Below are 18,419 nucleotides of genomic sequence, written 5' to 3'. Positions count from 1 at the left end.
GGGCCTGGGGTCCGGACGAGAGGGCCTAGCGCGGATACCGGGCCAGCCACCCCGGTGCCGAGCCCGCCGGGCCGTGCAGGGCGGGGCCCTGGGTCATCTCCATGGCGAAGTCGTCGGCGAGTTCGAGGAGGGTGGGGCGGCCCTCCAGCTCGGCGAGCCAGGCCGGGGGCAGCGCGGTCTCGCCGTGGAGGGCGCCCAGCAGGCCGCCGGTGAGGGCGCCGGCGGCGGCCGAGGGGCCGCTCTGGTTGACGGCGAGGCACAGGCCGTGCCGTACGTCCTCGCCGACCAGGGCGCAGTAGACGGCGGCGGCGAGCAGCCCGTCGGCCGTACCCTCGCCGGTGAGTTCCTCCACCCGCGCGGGGCTCGGCATGCCCTGCCGTACCGCGCCGAGCGCGTGCTGGAGGGCGTCGGAGACCGGCTGGTGGCCGGGGCGGGCGGCGAGCAGGGCGAGGGCCTGCTGCACGGCGCCGTCCAGGCTCTCCCCGCGGGCGAGTCCGTGCACGATCACGGCGTACGCGCCCGCCGACAGACAGCCGACCGGGTGGCCGTGGGTCTGCGCCGCGCACTCCACCGCGAGCTGCACGACGAGTTGGGGCTCCCAGCCGACCAGCAGCCCGAAGGGGGCGGAGCGGGCGACCGCCTCCGGCCCCTGTTCGGCCGGGTTCTTGGGCTTGTCCAGCGTGCCCATCCTGTCGTCGCCGAACCCGATGAGCAGCGACCTGCTCGGCCCCCGGCGCGCGTACAGCCACTCCTCGCGGGCCAGCCAGCCGTCCTCCGCGCGGCGCTCGTCCGGTCCCCAGTCCCGCTGGGTGGCGGCCCAGCGCAGATACGCCCGGTGCAGATCGGTCGGCGGATGCCAGGCGCCGGTGTCGCGGCGCACCTGTGCGCGGATCAGCCCGTCCACGCTGAACAGGGTCAGCTGGGTGTGGTGGGTGATGGTGCCGCGCCGCCCGTGCCCGGCGGTGAGGTCGAGCAGCCCCTCGGGGCCGTGGGCCGCGCGGATCTCCTCCAGGGTGAGCGCGTCGACGGGCCCGCCGAGCGCGTCGCCCACGGCGGCCCCCAGCAGGGTGCCGCGCACCCTGCTGCGAAAGTCCTGCTGCTCGGCACGGCCCCAGACGGCACCGGTCGTCGTCGCCACCCAGACCCTCCTCAGGCACCGTCCGCCCGCACGACGGTCCGCACTCTAATCGACCGTGCGGTGGGCCCCCGGTGGGCCAGGGCGACCCTCACGGGTCATTCACGTCCATCGATGACCGCTTCGACACCGTCCAGGATGCGATCCAGCCCGAATTCGAGCGGATCGATACCGTCCGGTTGAAATGCGCCGTCCGCGATGGCCTTGGTGAGCGCGGGGAAGCGTTCGGCGTGCCGCGCGAGCAGGTCGGCGGCGAGCCGGTCCCACTCGGCCGACGGCTCCTCCTCGTGGTCCGCCTGCTGCTGGGCGACGTTGCGCACCAGCCCGATCAGCAGCAGGAAGACGCGGTGCCGCCGGGCGCCGTCGAGACCGGTGGGTTCGAGGGCGGCGAGCGCCGCGTCCAGCCAGCGCAGCTGCCGGGGGCCGAGGACGCGGCGGCGCAGGGCGGTGGCGGTGAGCAGCCAGGGGTGGGCGGCGTACACGTCCGCGCACTGCCGGGTCCACGCGCGTACGGCCTCCCGCCAGTGCCCGTCCTCGCTCTCCGGCATCTCGGGCCCCTCCCCCATCACCTCCTCCACCATCAGCTCGACCAGCTCGGTCTTGCCGGGGACGTACCGGTACAGGGCCATCGCCGACACCCCGAACCCGGCGGCGACCTTGCTCATGGAGACGGCGTCGAGCCCTTCCCGGTCGGCCAGTTCGGCGGCGGCGGCGGCGATCCGCCGGGGGGTCAGCTTCGGCTTGGGCCCCCGGGTGGGCCGCTCCTGCTCGCCCCAGAGCAGGGCGAGGACGGCACGGGGATCACGCGCCTCGTCCTGCTGCCCCTTGTTCCGTACGCCGTCCCGTACGCCGTCCCGCTCGGCCACGCCCCGCTCCCCAACTCCCCTGCGGCACCAGCCCCTTGACCGGCACCCCGCCAACTGTATATACCGTAAACCGCCGCCTTACAGCTGACGGCATAAACAGTTTAGGGGGAACACATGCTGCTGACCTACCGCGCCCTGAAACGCCGCGCCCTCGCCAAGTCCCTCCGGATCACCGCCCCGAACGGCATCGACGAGTCGTCGTACGTCCGTATCGGCGGCCTCGATCAGTGGATCTCCGTCCGGGGCGAGGACCGGTCCAACCCCGTGCTCCTGGAACTCCACGGCGGCCCCGGCGCCTCGAACCTGATCTTCACGCCGCGCACCCGCGCCTGGGAGCGGCACTTCACGATCGTCCGCTGGGACATGCGCGGCGCGGGCCGGACCTTCGCGGCGGGCGGCCCGGACGGCCGGGGCGAGCTGACCCTCGACCGCCTCTACGCGGACGCGCTGGAGGTCACCGACCATGTCCGCGCCCGCCTCGGCGTGCCGAAGGTCGTCCTGCTCGCCAACAGCTTCGGCACCGTCACCGGCCTGCGCCTGGCCCGCGACCACCCCGAGCGCTACTCGGCGTACGTCGGCACCGACCAGAACATCATCGCGGGCGGCACGGGCACCCCCGCCTACGACGACCTGCTCGCCCGGCTGCGCGGCGCCGGCAAACGGGGGCAGCTGGCCCGCCTGACCGCGATGGGCCCGGACCACGCGGCCTGGTCCCCCGAGGAGTGGTCCTTCTACGCCAAGACGGTGACCACGACCGACCCCCTGACCTACGACACCATGAAGACGGTCGTCATCCGCTCCCTCTGGTTCTCCCCCCTGCACACCCTGCGCGACCTGCGCTCCTACCTGAAGGGCATGACCTTCTCCGAACAACTGGGCCCGCAGGCCCTGTCCGTGGACGAATACGCGGAGGGCACCGCCTTCCACCTCCCCGTCTTCCTCTTCCAGGGCGCCGAGGACGTCCTGACCCCACCGGAACCGGCCCGCCACTTCCACGACCGCCTGACGGCCCCCCTCAAGGACTTCGCCCTCATCCCGAACGCCTCCCACTTCGCCGCCTTCCGCCACCCGGACGTGTTCCTGGAACTGCTGCTGGGGAAGGTGCGGCCGGTGGTGACGGACTGACGGACTGACAGGCGGCGGATGCGTGACGTGGAGCCGACCTTGACCCGGGGCCTCGACGACTGATCGGCTTGCCGTCCGAGATGCGTCGGGGTTCGGGGGTCGGGGGTCTCATGAGATTCGGACGAGGTACGGGGCCCGCCGCGGTCGCCGTCGTCGGGGTGGTCACGACGACGTTGGCCGGGCTGGTGACGAACGTGGTGTCGGCGCAGTCCCGTTGGCCCAGCTGGCTGCGCTGGTTACAGGTCCACCCTTGGCTGTCGTTCGTCATCCTGGGGGCCGTCACCGCCGGGCTCGCGGCGCTGCTCGCCGTGCTGGACGACCGCCATGGCGGAGAAAGGCGGACCGCGGGGACCGGCGGCGCCACCGATCCGCCCGGCGCCGCCCTCGTCCTGCGGTCGCTGCCCCGCGACACCACCGCCTTCACCGACCGGACCACCGAGCTGGCCACCCTGGAGAGCTCGGTGAGCAGCGCGCAGGAGAGCGGTACGGCACTGCCGGTCCACCTGATCGACGGCATGCCGGGCGTCGGCAAGACAGCACTCGCCGTGCACGCAGCGCATGTGCTGTCCGAACGCTTCCCGGACGGACAGCTCTTCCTCAACCTCAACGGCCATACACCCGGCCGCACTCCGGTGCAGCCCGGCGAGGCGCTGGCCGCCCTGCTCACCGCGGCCGGGGTCCCCTCGCATCAGATCCCGGTGGGCGACGACATCGGCGCGGTCACCGAGGCGCGGGCCGCGATGTGGCGCGGCAGGCTGGCGGACAAGAGGGCGCTGCTGATCCTCGACAACGTCTCCGGTTACGGGCAGTTGGAGCCGCTGCTCCCCGGTGGTGGGGACTGCCTGGTCCTCGTGACCAGCCGGAAGCGGCTGGCCCTGCACGAAGAGGTGGTCCTGCCGGTGGACGCGCTGCCGCCCGAGCACGCGGTGGATCTGTTCGTACGGCTCAGCGCCCGTCCGGCCGACGAGCTGGACCACGGCGTGCTCGGCGAGTTGGTGCGGCTGTGCGGACATCTCCCCCTGGGGGTCTCCCTGCTCGCCGCCCGGCTCCGGCACCACCCCTCCTGGAGCGCCGGGGATCTGCACGAGCGGCTGGTTGCGGCGCAGGACCGGCTCGGCGAACTGCGGTCCGGTGAGCGCGCCATCACCGCGACCTTCGACCTCTCCCACCGGGATCTCCCCCCGGACCGGCAGCGTTTCTTCCGGCGGCTCGGCCGCTATCCCGGCACCGATCTCGACGCGTACGTCGGCGCGGCCCTCGCCGAGGTCTCGGTCGCCGAGGCCCGCCGCCACCTGGACGGTCTCTATGACGGCCACCTGATCGAGGAGCATCCTGGAAGCCGATACCGGCTGCACGACCTCCTGCGTGACTACGCCCGCGGTCTCGCGGCCGAGGGAGGCGGCATGGACCAGGCCCAGTCCGTCGAGCGCGTGTGCGCGTACTACCTCTCCGCGCTGGCCGTAGCGAACGGGCACCTCGTCCGCAGCGGCGCACCGCTGCCGCCGCCCCCGCCCGACGGTGCCCGGCACATGGAGACCCCGGCCCTCGGCTCCCGAGTGGACGCCCTCGGCTGGCTGGAGAACGAGCGCGCGAACATCCTGGCCTGCATCCGCCGGGCGCACAGCCTCTCCCTGTACGACTCCGTGGTGCGGCTGTCGGTGGCCATGGCCCCCTTCCTCCGCCAGGCCGGTCCCTGGGACCAGGCCGTCGGCCTCCACCGCACCGCCGCCGAGGCCGCCCGCCGGACCGGCGACGAACAGGCGCTGGCGGACGCCCTCGCCGAACTGGGGGTCGTGCGACGGTTCATGGCCGCCTACCCGGAAGCCCTCGCGGCCCTGGACGAGGCGGCGTCCCACTACGACGCCGTGGGGGACCTGCGCGGCAAGGCGGACGCCCTCAACCAGCTCGGCATCGTCCGGTACCTGACCGCCGACAACGAGCACTCGGCCCGCGCCCAGACCGAGGCCCTCGCTCTCTACCGGCGGCTGGACCACCGGCTCGGCCAGGCCAACGCGCTCGCCGATCTGGGCATGGTGTGGCGGCAGATGAGCCGGTTCGACGCGGCGACGCGGGCCCAGCGCGAGGCCCTGTCGATCTACCGCGAACTCGGCGACCGGTACGGCGAGGCCAACTCGCTGCGGGACCTGGGCGTCGTGCACTGCCTCCTGGGCGCCTACGAACTGGCCGCGCGCCACCACCAGGAGGCGTTCGACATCTACGTCGCCCTGGACGACCGCGAGCATCAGGCGTACGCCCTCAACGAGCAGGGAGTGGTGTGGCGGCTGACCGGCGATCCGGAGAGAGCACGCGCGGCGCACCGCCGGGCCCTGACGCACTTCACGGAGCTGGGCGACCGGTACGGCAGGGCGAACAGTGTGCGTCTGCTGGGCGTGGTGGAGCGTGCGTCCGGTGACCCGAGCGCGGCGCTGCCGCTGCTGGTGGAGGCCCTGGACGTCTGCCGTGCGCTCGGCAGCCACGGCGGTGAAGCCGCAGCCCTGAGTGAACTTGCCGTGGTACGCGGCATGTTGGGACAGCGGGACGAAGCCGTCGAGGCGTTCGGGCGAAGCCTGGAGATTCTGCGCACCCTCGGCGACCGGTGCGGCGAGGCGGAAGTCCACAACAACTGGGGAACGCTGCTCGCCCCCATCTCCCCGGATGCCGCCCGGGAGCACTTCCAGCGGGCGCTGGAGATCGCGAGGGAGGTGGGGAGCCCGCTGGAGGAGGCACGGGCCTCGGCGGGCATCGAGCGCTGCGATCCATCGCCCGACCGTGGCTGAAATGCCCGTTCTGACCTGACTGTTGAAGCTGCTACGTTGCCGAGCCCCGGCTCGTTCCTCACGAGGAGTGCTGCATGCCGTCACCCGCGAACGCCATCGAGCCGTGTGCCGTTCCGGGCGGCGAACCGGCAACCCCCGACGCCACGGTCCTGGACCGCGTGGCCGCCCGCGTCCGGCGGCGGCTGGCGGCCGAGCGGTCCGAGACGAGTGAGTTCGGCGACGGCACCCACGCGGCCTCGCTCATCCTGCCCTTGCCCCGGTGAGCGCGCCCGTTCGATGACCGGGCCAGAAATCCCCGTTCCTTTCCGGACATTCATCCTCAAGGTCGCCAACCGCTGCAACATCGACTGCGACTACTGCTTCGTCTTCCACTCCAAGGACCAGGCCGCCAGGCGGCTGCCCGCGCGTATGGACCTGGACGTGGCGCGGGCGGCCGCCCGGCGGATCGCCGAACATGCGGCGGCCCATGAGCTGCGGTCCGTCGATGTCGTCCTGCATGGCGGGGAGCCGCTGCTGGCCGGCCTTCCGCATCTGGCCGCTCTGCTGGGCGCCGTCCGGGACGGCGTACCGAGCCGCACCGCGGTCCGCTTCGAACTCCAGACCAACGGCACCTTGTTGGCACCCGCGTGGCTGGACCTCTTCGAGCAGTACGGTGTGACGGTGGGCGTCAGTCTCGACGGGCCCCCGGCCGCGAACGACCGCCACCGGCTGACCCACAGCGGTCGGTCGAGCACCGCCGCCACCGTCCGCGGCATCGAACTACTGCGTACCCGGCCGCACTTGTTCGCCGGCATCCTCGCCGTCGTGGACCTGGCCAACGATCCGGTCGAGGTCCACGACCACCTGGCGGCCTTCGAGCCGCCCGTGATCGACTTCGGGCTGCCCCACGCGACCCACGACGACCCGCCGCACCGCACCGATCCGAACGTGCCCGAGTACGGGCTCTGGATGAGCCGGGTCTACGACACCTGGCTCGACCGGCCCCAATGGCGGCACAGCATCCGGATGCTGGAGGACATCGTGGCCCTCGGCTCCGGTGTGCACGGGTCGGTGGAGACGGTCGGTCTGGCCCCGCCGACCAGCGTCGTGATCGAGTCCGACGGCTCGATCGAGGGCGTGGACACCTTGCGGTCCGTCGAGGAGGGCGCGTCGTGGCTCGGACTCGATGTCTTCCGGCACCCGTTCGACGAGGCGCTGTCGCACCCGAGGATGCTGCACCGCGCGTACGGCCTGGCCGCGCTCGCCGATCAGTGCCGGAGCTGCCCTCTCGTGGCCGTGTGCGGCGGGGGCTACCTCCCGCACCGGTTCAGCTCCGGCGCCGGGTACCGGAATCCGTCCGTCTACTGCGCGGACCTGGAGTACCTGATCCGGCATGTCCAGCATTCCCTTCGGCGGCACGGCTGGGCGCCGGGCGCCGTACCGCCGCGGGGCGATCCCGCGTTGGAGCGTACGAAGTGACCGAGGAACGACAGGAGACGCGGATGACCGCGACGATCCGTCCCGCCGAGAAGCGGGACGTCCCCGCCCTGGCCGAGCTGATCGAGGAGATCGAGCGGTTCTACGGGGCGGCCGACACTGACATCCAGCCACTGGAGGAACGCCTCGCCCAGGTGGAGGAGGCCCTTTTCGGGTCCCCGCCGCTGGCCGCCGCCCTGCTCGTGGAGGACGACGCGGGGGACCTGGCCGGTCTGGCCGCCTACTCCTTTCTCTGGCCGGCGGCCGGCTCCTCGCACTCCCTGTTCCTGAAGGAGCTGTACGTCCGCGACAGCCTCCGCCGAGCGGGCGTCGGCGCCCGCCTCATGGAAGAGCTCCGCGCCGTCGCCGCCGCGCGGCCCGGATGCGGTCGGCTGGAATGGATGACCGACCGGGACAACCCGGGCGCGCGCGCCTTCTACCGGTCCCTCGGGTTCGCCGAGTACGAGGGGAAGGTCGTCTACCGGGTGGATCCGCGTACGAGGTGAGCGGGAGGCGTGGCGAGGGCTCCGCTACGGGTTCCGGCCAGGCGAAGCCGCCGCTCACTCCGCATAACGCGCCCGCACCGCGGCGCGGGCCGATTCCAGGGTGGTCAGGCGGGGGAGGAGGCGGAGGTGGTCGGGGCCGGGGGTGGTCAGGAGTTCGGTGAGGAGGGTGACCGGCCAGGACAGGGCGTCCCAGTCCGTGTCGGCGGCCAGGACGCGGGTCAGGGCCGCGTCGGCGGTGGGCCAGTCGCCGAGGGCGCAGGCCGCCACGCAGCGGGGGAAGTCCTGGAGGACGCCGTCCGGTGCGGCCGTCGGCAGGAGTCGTAGCAGCTCCTGCCACCAGGGGCGGGCCGCTTGCTGGCCGTCGGAACCGGCGACCGCCAGGGCGAGGTGGAGCACGCCCGCGAACGGATCGCGCGGACGGATGCGCTCGGCCTCCGCTCTCGCCGCCGCCCACTGACGCGTGTGCCGGTACGCCCACGCGCGCGCCGCCTCAAGACCGGGGACGCCCGAGCGGTCGGCCTCGGCGAGCCGTTCGCCCGCCTCCCGCCAGCGGCCGCAGCGCATCAGCAGGTGCACGGCCTGGACCTGGGCCCAGCCGTCCGACGCGTCCAGCGCGACGCATCGGTCCAGGTCGGCCAGGGCTCGTCCGGTGCGGCCGACCGCCAGGGCGGCGTGGGCGCGTTCGCTCAGTGCCCAGCCGTACTCGGGGTCGACGGCGATCGCCCGGTCCAGGTGCTCGAAGGCCCGCGGGTACTCCCCCCGTGCGCTGTGGATGGCACCCAGGAGCGCCAGGGCCGAGGCGGTGTCGGGGCACAGCTCCAGCGCCCGGCGCAGCTGCGGCACGGCCTCGTCGTACCGCTCGGCCTGCCAGCAGGCGGCGCCCAGTTCCACCCGGACCGACACCTCTTCCGGTGCCGTCGCGACGGCGCGCCGCAGCCCGGGCAGCGTTTCCTCCACCTGACCGAGCCGGCGCTTGCACCTGGCCCAGTGCACCCAGGTCCAGACTTCGTCGGGGGTCAGCTCGACGGCGCGGTCCAGATCGGCGAGTGCCTCCTCGTACCGGCCCAGTTGGTGGTAGGCCACCCCGCGGGTCGCCAGGGACCAGGCGTGGTCCGGGCTCAGTTCCAGGGCGCGGCTCAGCTCCTGGACGGCGTCCTCGTAGCGGCCCGCGCGCCGGTGGGTGTCGCCGCGTTCCGCCGCCACCGACGCGTCCCGCGGCGCGAGGGCCGCGAGCCGGTCCAGGTCCGTGAACGCCTGATCCCACTCCGCCCGGTCGGCATGGATCCGCGCGCGGTGGATCAGGGCCCAGTGGTTGTCCGCCTCGCGGGCGAGCACGCGCTCGATGTCGATGAGGGCGGCGTCCGCGCGCCCCAGCTCGTACAGGCAGACCGCTCTCGACGCGAGGGAGAGGATGTCCCCCGGGTGCAGAGCGAGGGCGCGGTCCAGATCGGCGAGGGCCTCCTGCGGCCTTCCGGCCTCCAGCCGGGTCCGCCCGCGCGTCTGAAGAGTCGGCACGTCGTCGGGTGACAGGGTGTCCGCCCGGTCCAGGTCCGCCAGCGCGGCCGGGTGGTCCGCGAGCAGCGCATGGGCGCGAGCGCGGGCGAAGTACAGGCCGGACAGGGCCGCGTCGGGCAGGGACAGGTGCTCGCCGAGCGCGACGCACTGGTCGTGCTCGGCCAGCGCTCGCCGGTGCTCACCGTCGATCATCAGCTGGATGCCACGGATCCCGTGCGCCATGGTGCGGCCGAGGGTGTCGAGCCCGGGGCGGGACAGCAGCAGGTCGACGACGGCTCGGGTGCCCCGCTCGTCGTCCGCGAGGGCCTCCCGCAGTAGCCGCCCCCACTCCCGCAGCTCCGCGTCGTCCGCCGCCGTCCCCGCCTCCTCCAGCATCCGGGCCCAGTGCCGGCTCTCCGCCTCCTCCGCCATACAGGTCTCGGCCACCCGCCGCAGCGCGTCGGCCAGTTCCGCGCGCGGCCGGGCGCACAGGAGGTGGTACGTCTGCTCCAGCCGCAGCTCACGCCAGCGTCGCTGGGTCCACGCCTCCCCCACGCGGAGGCCCTCGATCTCCGTCCCGCACCAGTTGCCGTACACCACCGCCAGCGCCTCATGGCGCTCCCGCCACTCCTGCGGGGACCGCCCCCGCAGCAGCCGCAGCATCGTCTCCCGCACCAGGTCGTGGTAGCGCAGCCGGCCGCGGCGGTCGTCCACGAAGGGCAGGCCGCTCAGCCAGCCGAAGAGGGCGTCGGACTCGGGGTCGGCCACGACCGCGCGGAACACGTCCAGGTCCAGGCTCCTCGGCAGCGCGCACGCCAGTGCCACCGCCCGGCGGGCCGGGTCCTGCTCCCACTTCAGGAACCGTTCGACGGCCGTCGCGCTCGGGTCGCCGACGTCCGCCGAGTCGGCCGGACGCTGTTCCGCCAGGGTCGAGACCAGCAGCGGGAGTCCGCCGGTCAGCCGCAGCACCTCCGCCACCACCGGTTCGGCCAGCACACCGCGGTCCGCGAGCAGTCCGCGGGCCTCCGCCTCCGTGAAGGGGCCCAGCGGGATCTCCGTCATGAAGTCCGCGAAACCTCCCCAGCGGGCCCGGTCGAACGGCTGCTGACCCGCCGTGACCACGATGACATTGGCCGGCAGGGTGCCGTACCGGTCGCTGGTCATCAGGTCGTGCAGCCAGTGGGCGAGGAAGGGGCCGGTGCGCTCGTACGTGTCGAAGAAGAGGGCGATCCAGGGGACCGTGGACGCGGCCGATTCCAGTTCGTCCAGCAGTTTCGGGGTCAGGGTCCGTTCCGGTGACAGCACCAGCTGTACGTCGTCCTGGCTGCCGAACCGGGCACTCAGGCCCTGCCTCAACCGGTCGGCCGCCTGGGCGACCTGGGCCGGGTCGACCGCGCCCGCGAAAGGCGCGGCGCCGGGTATCAGGCCCAGGCCCACCAGCCCCGCCCGCACCGCCGTGGCCGTCACCGGGGACGGGCCCTTGGGGGTCACGGAGTCCAGCCCGGCGGCCACCGCCTCCGCCTCGTGCCTGCGTTCCCGGTACGACGTCAGCGCGCGGTCGAGCTTCTTGAACTCCACGTCCTGGCGGGCGAATTCGCGGCTCAGGACCGCCAGCGCCTCGGGGACGCTGCCCACGCCCTCGTCCACGTACGCCGTCAGCGCGCCGCGTTCGCGCGCCGTCTGCTCCAACTCCCGCACCAGGAAGGTCTTTCCGACGCCCGCCTGGCCGTGGATGTGGAAGAGGAAGCGATGGCGTTCGTCCTCGGGCGGCAGGTCCAGGTTCGCGCGGAACGCCGCCCGTTCGCCGCCCCGGCCGATGAAGCCCGCTCGTCTGCGCCGTCCGATCAGCTCCTGCATCGACGGCCGTGCCCGCACCATCCGAACGCCCACCCTTCCCCCACAGGCCCCTTTCCATGATGGCGCAATGGCCACGCGCCAACCGGCCCTGCACAGGGGAGAATCCAGCCATGACCACCACCGACCCCACACGGCACTCCAGACACTCCAGTCAGGCACTGGCCGCCGGTGTACTCACCGGGATACTCGCGCTGTACATCGCCCTCGTCGCCTTCGGCAACATCACGGACTTCGGGACGAACCAGCAGTTCGTACGGCATGTGCTGGCGATGGACAGCACCTTCAAGGACCACGATCTGATGTGGCGGGCGATCACCGGCAGCGCGCTCCAGGACACCGCCTACGTCCTGATCATCGCGTGGGAGACGGTGGCCGCGCTGGTCCTGATCTGGGGCACGTACCTGTGGGCGGCGCGCCGGGACGACGCGTTCGCGCGGCGCGTTTCCACCTATGGACTGCTGATGATGCTGCTGCTTTTCGGCGCCGGGTTCATCGCGATCGGCGGTGAGTGGTTCGCGATGTGGCAGGCGAAGGCGTGGAACGGCGAGGATTCCGCCACCCGCGTCTTCCTGCTCAGCGGGGTGGCGTTGATCGTCAATCACCTGCCGGGCGGCGGGGAGTCCGGCAAGGGATCCCCGGCTACTTAACCACCGCCACCTTCGTACCCAGATCGCCGAAAGCCCACAGGGCGGCGCCGTCCTGCTTGCGCATGCGGATGCCGCCCAGTTTCTTGCCCTCCGCCGGGGGCGGCGAGGCGCCGTCCAGGGCGTTGGAGAAGGCTATGTTCACGCCGTCGACCATGGCGACGTACATGATGTGCTCGATCGGGACACCGTCCGAGCCCGTTTTGGACTGGGTGCGGTTGATGATCGAGTAGCGGCCGGGCGGCAGGGTCACCGTGCCCGGCCACACCTCGAACGTCTTGATCTCCTTGCCGGTCGCGTCGACCAGCCACAGCCGCTTCGCCGCGGGCGAGTACACGATCCTGCGGCCGTCCCCCGAGTCCGGCGGCAGCGCGGGCGGGCCCGCCGGGGGCTTCGGCTTCGCCGAGCCATGGGTGGCCGCCGACGCCGATGTGCTCGGCTTCACGCTCGCGGCCGTGGGATGCGGCCCGTGCTCCGCCTGCACGGCGAGGGCGACGACGGCCACGGTCGCCCCCACCGTCAGACCGGAGACCCAGGCCCAGGAGGGCAGTCGGGCAGCCACGGGTACGCATCTCCTCCGCTATGGGTCCCCCACACGGTCCGGGGGTCGGATCATCGTACTCAGTCGCCCCCGCACCGCGTACCGGTCGCCCCCGCACCGCGCAACGGTCGCCCCCGCACCGCGCACCCGAAGCTCAGTCGAGCACCGGCAGCAGTTCGGGGAGGTGGCCGTCGGAGGCCGCCGCCGTCTGCCGCCGCTCGTCCGGCACCTCGCCGTAGAGCGTCGTCCGCGGTTTCGCCGGGCGTCCTGCCGCCTCCGCGACGGCCACCAGATCGCGGACGGACTTGTACGAGCCGTACGACGAGCCCGCCATCCTGGAGATGGTCTCCTCCATCAGGGTGCCGCCCAGGTCGTTCGCGCCGGAGCGAAGCATTTCCGCCGCGCCCTCGGTGCCGAGTTTGACCCAGCTTGTCTGGATGTTGGGGATCCAGGGGTGCAGCAGGAGGCGGGCCATGGCCGTCACCGCGCGGTTGTCCCGGGTGGTCGGGCCGGGGCGGGCGATGCCTGCGAGGTAGACCGGCGCGTTGGTGTGGATGAAGGGGAGGGTGACGAACTCGGTGAAGCCGCCGGTCTCCCGCTGGATCCCGGCCAGGGTGCGCAGATGGCCGAGCCAGTGGCGGGGCTGGTCGACATGGCCGTACATCATCGTGGAGGAGGAGCGGATGCCCAGTTCGTGGGCGGTCTTCACGACCTCGATCCAGGTGGCCGCGGGCAGCTTGCCCTTGGTGAGGATCCAGCGGACCTCGTCGTCCAGGATCTCCGCCGCCGTGCCGGGGATGGTGTCGAGGCCCGCCTCCTTCGCGGCCGTCAGCCACTCCCGGACGGACATGCCGGTGCGGGTGGCGCCGTTCACGACCTCCATCGGGGAGAAGGCGTGCACATGCATGCCGGGGACGCGCTCCTTGACCGCCTTCGCGATGTCGAAGTAGGCGGTGCCGGGCAGGTCGGGGTGGATGCCGCCCTGCATGCACACCTCGACCGCGCCGACCTCCCACGCCTGCTGGGCGCGGTCGGCGACCTGGCTCAGGGAGAGGGTGTAGGCGTCGGCGTCGGTACGGCGCTGGGCGAAGGCGCAGAAGCGGCAGCCGGTGTAGCAGACATTGGTGAAGTTGATGTTGCGGGTGACGATGTACGTCACGTCGTCGCCCACCACCGACCTGCGCACGTCGTCGGCGATCCGGCACAGCGCGTCCAGCGCCGGGCCGTCCGCGTGCAGGAGGGCGAGGGCCTCGGTGTCGGTCAGCCGGGTGGGGTCGTCGGCGGCGGTGCGCAGCGCCTCGCGCACATCGGTGTCGATGCGCTGCGGCGCCATCCCGGGGGCGGCCGCCTCGCGCAGGGCGTCCCAGTCGCCGTACACCTCGTCGTAGTCGGCACGGCGGTCGGTCGTACGGCCCTGTGTGTCGATGGTGCGGTGCAGATCGGTGCGGCCGGTGGGCGTGAAAGTGTCCTCGGGCTCCTGCCAGGGCAGCCCCGCGGGGAGGGCGCCGGGGCGGGCCAGGCCGGTCTCCGGGTCGGCGAGGGCGGCGACGTGCGGGCGCAGCCGGGGGTCCAGCCAGGGCTCGCCGCGCCGGACGAACTCCGGGTAGACGCAGAGGCGTTCGCGCAGTTCGAAGCCGGCCGCGCGGGACCGCCCGGCCAGTTCCTCGATCTGCGGCCAGGGGCGTTCGGGGTTGACGTGGTCGATGGTCAGGGGCGAGACCCCGCCCCAGTCGTCGATGCCGGCGCCGATCAGCCGCTCGTACTCGCCCTCGACCAGGTTCGGCGGGGCCTGGAGGCAGGCGGCGGGGCCCATGATGTGCCGGGCGACGGCGATGGTGGCGACCAGTTCGTCCAGTTCGGCGTCCGGCATGCCGCGCATCGCGGTGTCCGGCTTGGCGCGGAAGTTCTGGATGATCAGTTCCTGGATGCCGTGGTAGGCGCGGGAGACCTTGCGCAGCGCGAAGAGGGATTCGGCGCGCTCCTCGTACGTCTCGCCGATGCCGATCAGCAGCCCGGAGGTGAAGGGGACGGAGGAGCGGCCCGCGTCCTCCAGGACCCGCAGGCGTACGGCGGGCTCCTTGTCCGGGGAGCCGTGGTGGGGGCCGCCGGGCTCGGACCACAGGCGGGTGGCCGTGGTCTCCAGCATCATGCCCATGCTCGGCGCGACCGGCTTCAGGCGCTGGAAGTCGGTCCAGCTCATGACGCCCGGGTTGAGGTGGGGCAGCAGGCCGGTCTCCTCCAGGATGCGGACGGAGATGGCGCGGACATAGGCGATGGTGTCGTCGTAGCCGTGCGCGTCGAGCCACTCGCGGGCCTCGGGCCAGCGGTCCTCGGGCTTGTCGCCGAGGGTGATCAGCGCTTCCTTGCAGCCGAGCGCGGCGCCCTTGCGGGCGATGTCCAGGACCTCGTCGGGGGACATGAACATGCCGTGCCCGGCGCGGCGGAGCTTGCCGGGGACGGTGACGAAGGTGCAGTAGTGGCACTTGTCCCGGCACAGCCGGGTCAGCGGGATGAAGACGCTCTTCGAGTAGGTGATGACGCCGGGACGGCCCGCCTGTTCGAGGCCCGCGTCGCGCACCCGGGCGGCGGAGGCGGCGAGGTCGGTCAGGTCCTCGCCGCGGGCCTGGAGCAGCACCGCGGCCTCGGCGGCGTCGAGGGCGACGCCGTCACGGGCGCGTTTGAGGGCGCGACGCATGGAGTTCTCGGTGGGGCGGCCGGGTCCTGGGGTCGCGGGAGTCGTCATGCCTCCACGATACGTAGGGGAAGATCAGGACGGACGGGGGACGAGCGGCGGCCGCGCGATGGCGGGAACCCGGTCTCCTTTTCTTCTGGGGAAGTTCACGTCCGGCCCGCACAATGAGGCCCATGTGTGACGACACGCACGATCACGCCCGGGGAATCGCCAGGCGCGCGCTGTTCGTGACCGGCGGCGCCGCCGCCCTTACGTTGGGGACCGTGAACTTCGCGGCAGCGGACGGCCAGGGTCAAGGTCAGGGACCGGGCCAGGGCCAGAGCCAGGAGACGCGGACGGTGCGGGGCACCCTGCCGCCCGGTGCCCCCGACTTCGTGTACGTACCGGTCGAAGTGCCGTCCGGTGTACGCGAGTTCCGGGTCTCCTACACCTACGACCGGCCCTCGGTCCCGGCCGGCACCCAGGGCAACGCGCTCGACATCGGCCTCTTCGACCAGCACGGCACCGAGCTGGGCGGCAAGGGCTTCCGGGGCTGGTCGGGCGGCGCCCGCACGGAGTTCTTCGTACGGGCCGACGACGCGACCCCGGGCTATGTGCCGGGACCGGTGCGCGCGGGCACCTGGCACATCGCACTCGGCCCCTACACGGTGGCGCCACAAGGACTGTCGTACGAGCTGACGATCACCCTGACCTCTGGGGAACCCGGCGAGACCCCCCGCCCGGTGTACCCGCCGTCCCGGGCCAAGGGGCGGGGCCGGGCCTGGTACCGGGGCGACTGCCATCTGCACTCCTGGTACTCCGACGGCCGCCGCACCCCCGCCGAGATCGCGGCCCTCGCCCGGGCGGCGGGCCTGGACTTCATCAACTCCTCGGACCACAACACCCATACGTCCCACCCCCATTGGGCGGACGAGGCCGGTGACGACCTGCTCATCATGCTCGGCGAGGAGATCACCACCCGCAACGGGCATGTGGTGGCGCTCGGCACCGAGCCCGGCACCTTCGTGGACTGGCGCTACCGTGCCCGCGACAACCGCTGGGCCCGTTTCGCCCGCGACATCCGCCGCGCCGGGGGCCTGGTCGTACCGGCCCATCCGCACGCCACCTGCGTCGGCTGCGGCTGGAAGTTCGGCTTCGCGGAGGCGGACGCGGTGGAGGTGTGGAACGGCCCCTACACGCCCGACGACGAGGTGACCCTCGCCGAGTGGGACAACCTGCTGGTCGCCGCGGTACGGCAGGGCCGCCCCTGGCTCCCGGCGATGGGCAACAGCGACGCCCACCGCGACCCGGACGCGGTCGGGCTTCCGCAGACCGTCGTCCTCGCCGACGATCTGACCCGCCAGGCCGTCCAGGAGGGCATCCGCGCGGGCCGCTCCTACGTCGCCGAGTCCCGGCACGTCACCGTCTCCCTCACCGCCACGGGTGGGCGGGGGCGGCAGGCGGGCATCGGGGAGCGGCTGCCGCTGCCCGCCGACGCCCCGGTGACCGTCCGGCTCGCCGTCACCGGCGCGCCCCGCTGCACCCTGCACCTCGTCACCGACGAGGGCACCCTGTACACGAGCGAGCCCCTGCCGGTGTCGGGCGCGGGTGAGATCGAATGGCGTACGACCCCCTCCTACGCGGCGTACGTCCGCGCCGAGGTCCGCCACGAGACGGCGGCGGGGCCGGTGCCGGGGGCGCTGGCGGCGTTCACCAACCCGGTCTTCCTCGGGGCTTCCTGACACGGCGCTTCCGGTGCCGGTGGGGCGGGCGGTTTGCGGCATCCTGGGCCGAGCAACCGCCCGTCCCGCAGGATTCCGCAGGAGGTTCAGGAGCCATGACCGGCCGAGCAGACCGCAAGCATCACCTCGTGACCAGTTTCCAGCGCCGGCTCAATCCGCTGATCCGGCGGCTCCCGCTGCAGACCGTGCTGGAGACGACCGGGCGGGTGTCCGGGGCGCCGCGGCGGACGCCGGTGGGCGGGCGGCGGGTCGGCGGGGCGTTCTGGCTGGTGTCGGAGTTCGGGCACAGATCGCAGTACGTGCGCAACATCGAGGCCGACCCCAGGGTACGGGTGCGGATCGCGGGGCGGTGGCACCACGGCACGGCCCATCTGCTGCCGGACGACGACCCCCGCGCCCGGCTGCGGGGTCTGCCCCGGCTCAACAGCACGGCGGTCCGGGCCCTCGGCACGGATCTGCTGACGATCCGGGTGGATCTGACGGACTGAGGGCGGACTGCTCGGGGGGCGGGCCGTTTACCGGCGGTCCGTGGAGACCTGCTGGACCGCCGCCCGACCGCCCGGGGTGGACCCGAGGTGCGGGCAACGGGAAGACTGCCCAGGTGAAGCTCACCACCGCGCCGTCCGCCGTCGAACCCGCCCGGGACTTCCCCGAGTTGTCGGCGCACGGCCGCACCGCCGTCCGGCTGCATCCGCGTCGCGGCATCCCCGGGCCGTACGACAGCCACATCGGCGGGCCCCTGCTCTGGCCGGTCGCCGAGGCGTGGCCGGAGTGCGCCGAGCACCGGGACGTCAACGGCCGGGCCTCCACGCTGCCGCTGGTCGCGGTGGCCCAGTTGACGGCCGCGGACTTCCCCGAGCCGCGCTTCCCCGAGGGCACGGACCTCGTCCAGCTGCTGTGGTGCCCGGAGTGGCACGACCAGCCGCACCCGGCGGGCTGGGGCCAGGCCTGCCGCCTGTACTGGCGCCGGGCCGACGCGGTCACAGACCGTCTCGCCGAGCCGCCGGACCCCGAGGAGCACGGGGACCACGGGCCGGACATGATCCCGCGCGCCTGTGTCCTGCACCCGGAGCGGATCACCGACTACCCCGGCGGCGAGGAGCTGCCGCCCGGCCTCGCCGAGCGCTTCGGTGCCTGGCTGGAGGAGCGGGGCCTGCCGGACGACCTCACCGCCGTGCCCGGCCACAAGCTCGGCGGCTTCATGAACTGGTGCACGACGGGCCGGCCGGACGCCCTGGAGTGCGGGACGTGCCGGGCCCCGCTGGAGCTGTTCCTCCAGTTCGACACCGCCGAGTGGGCGCTCGGCTCCTGGGGGCCCGACGGCGCCCCGCACCGGTTCCGCCCGCTGGAGGAACGCGAGCGGGAACCGACGGACGAAGCCGGGGACCCGTCCCGCGAGCCGGTCGGCATGACCGTGGGCCGGGGCGGCCACGGGGCCCTGTTCGTGTGCACCACGAGCCCCCGGCACCCGGCGTCCTTCTTCACCCAGTGACCGGCACGCCTCACCCCGGGCCGGAGTTCTCCTTCCAGCTCACCCGCATATCGCCCGTGCAGTCGGCGAGGAGGGCCGAGAAGACATGGAACCCGTCTTTTACAAGGATGGGTA

General features: G+C 73.0%; 14 protein-coding genes. 9 read left to right on the top strand and 5 right to left on the bottom strand.

Annotated features, from left to right (window positions below; translation table 11 throughout):
- Window positions 1-25: 25 nt before the first annotated feature.
- A complete protein-coding gene (locus tag ACLF5H_RS15660; protein ID WP_421676693.1) occupies window positions 26-1,138 on the bottom strand; it encodes an ADP-ribosylglycohydrolase family protein in 1,113 nt (370 codons plus the stop codon).
- Between the two features lie 95 nt (window positions 1,139-1,233).
- Window positions 1,234-2,001, bottom strand: coding sequence for a TetR/AcrR family transcriptional regulator (locus tag ACLF5H_RS15655; RefSeq protein WP_421676692.1), 768 nt, complete (start codon window positions 1,999-2,001; stop codon window positions 1,234-1,236).
- Between the two features lie 114 nt (window positions 2,002-2,115).
- Between ACLF5H_RS15655 and ACLF5H_RS15650 the strand changes: the two genes are divergently transcribed.
- The 5 genes from ACLF5H_RS15650 to haaN all read left to right on the top strand — a co-directional run bounded on the left by ACLF5H_RS15650 (window position 2,116) and on the right by haaN (window position 7,864).
- Window positions 2,116-3,126: an alpha/beta fold hydrolase gene (locus tag ACLF5H_RS15650; RefSeq protein WP_421676691.1), complete on the top strand. Its 1,011-nt coding sequence runs from the start codon at window positions 2,116-2,118 to the stop codon at window positions 3,124-3,126.
- A 110-nt stretch (window positions 3,127-3,236) separates the two neighbouring features.
- Window positions 3,237-5,903, top strand: a complete 2,667-nt coding sequence (gene haaT / locus ACLF5H_RS15645) for a cyclophane-containing RiPP biosynthesis TPR protein HaaT (RefSeq protein ID WP_421676690.1) — start codon at window positions 3,237-3,239, stop codon at window positions 5,901-5,903.
- Between the two features lie 74 nt (window positions 5,904-5,977).
- Window positions 5,978-6,166 carry a HaaA family cyclophane-containing RiPP peptide gene (gene haaA / locus ACLF5H_RS15640; protein ID WP_421676689.1) on the top strand — a complete coding sequence of 63 codons (189 nt, stop codon included), beginning with the start codon at window positions 5,978-5,980 and terminating at the stop codon, window positions 6,164-6,166.
- Between the two features lie 13 nt (window positions 6,167-6,179).
- Complete coding sequence (locus tag ACLF5H_RS15635) at window positions 6,180-7,361, top strand: FxsB family cyclophane-forming radical SAM/SPASM peptide maturase (protein WP_421676688.1); 1,182 nt, start codon at window positions 6,180-6,182, stop codon at window positions 7,359-7,361.
- A gap of 23 nt (window positions 7,362-7,384) precedes the next feature.
- Window positions 7,385-7,864 carry a cyclophane-containing RiPP N-acetyltransferase HaaN gene (gene haaN / locus ACLF5H_RS15630; protein WP_421676687.1) on the top strand — a complete coding sequence of 160 codons (480 nt, stop codon included), beginning with the start codon at window positions 7,385-7,387 and terminating at the stop codon, window positions 7,862-7,864.
- A gap of 54 nt (window positions 7,865-7,918) precedes the next feature.
- Here haaN and ACLF5H_RS15625 read toward each other — a convergent pair whose 3' ends face one another.
- Window positions 7,919-11,236, bottom strand: a complete 3,318-nt coding sequence (locus ACLF5H_RS15625) for a tetratricopeptide repeat protein (RefSeq protein ID WP_421676686.1) — start codon at window positions 11,234-11,236, stop codon at window positions 7,919-7,921.
- An 89-nt stretch (window positions 11,237-11,325) separates the two neighbouring features.
- Here ACLF5H_RS15625 and ACLF5H_RS15620 point away from each other — a divergent pair, with 89 nt between their 5' ends.
- A complete protein-coding gene (locus ACLF5H_RS15620; RefSeq protein ID WP_421676685.1) occupies window positions 11,326-11,862 on the top strand; it encodes a DUF2165 domain-containing protein in 537 nt (178 codons plus the stop codon).
- Here the strand turns inward: ACLF5H_RS15620 and ACLF5H_RS15615 are convergent.
- Together ACLF5H_RS15615 and ACLF5H_RS15610 are read right to left on the bottom strand one after the other, a co-directional pair.
- Entirely contained in the window at window positions 11,855-12,421 is a 567-nt protein-coding gene (locus ACLF5H_RS15615; protein ID WP_421676684.1) for a L,D-transpeptidase, read from the bottom strand. The two genes, ACLF5H_RS15620 and ACLF5H_RS15615, sit on opposite strands and share 8 nt — an antisense overlap.
- Before the next feature lie 133 nt (window positions 12,422-12,554).
- Window positions 12,555-15,143, bottom strand: coding sequence for a bifunctional FO biosynthesis protein CofGH (locus ACLF5H_RS15610; protein ID WP_421676683.1), 2,589 nt, complete (start codon window positions 15,141-15,143; stop codon window positions 12,555-12,557).
- A gap of 122 nt (window positions 15,144-15,265) precedes the next feature.
- On the opposite strand from ACLF5H_RS15610, the gene ACLF5H_RS15605 reads away from it, so the two are divergent.
- The 3 genes from ACLF5H_RS15605 to ACLF5H_RS15595 all read left to right on the top strand — a co-directional run bounded on the left by ACLF5H_RS15605 (window position 15,266) and on the right by ACLF5H_RS15595 (window position 18,305).
- A complete protein-coding gene (locus ACLF5H_RS15605) occupies window positions 15,266-16,813 on the top strand; it encodes a CehA/McbA family metallohydrolase (RefSeq protein WP_421676682.1) in 1,548 nt (515 codons plus the stop codon).
- A 95-nt stretch (window positions 16,814-16,908) separates the two neighbouring features.
- Window positions 16,909-17,301 (top strand): nitroreductase/quinone reductase family protein, encoded by a 393-nt coding sequence (locus ACLF5H_RS15600; RefSeq protein ID WP_421676681.1) that lies wholly within the window; start codon window positions 16,909-16,911, stop codon window positions 17,299-17,301.
- Window positions 17,302-17,414: 113 nt separating this feature from the next.
- The gene (locus tag ACLF5H_RS15595) at window positions 17,415-18,305 is read left to right on the top strand and encodes a DUF1963 domain-containing protein (RefSeq protein WP_421676680.1); all 891 of its coding nucleotides are present in this window, start codon (window positions 17,415-17,417) and stop codon (window positions 18,303-18,305) included.
- The last annotated feature ends 114 nt before the right edge of the window (window positions 18,306-18,419 follow it).

Source organism: Streptomyces sp. LaBMicrA B280, assembly GCF_049222185.1.
In the GTDB taxonomy this organism is placed as follows: domain Bacteria; phylum Actinomycetota; class Actinomycetes; order Streptomycetales; family Streptomycetaceae; genus Streptomyces; species Streptomyces murinus.
The sequence above is the reverse complement of the archived record's forward strand: the minus strand, read 5'-3'. Positions and strand labels throughout refer to the sequence as shown.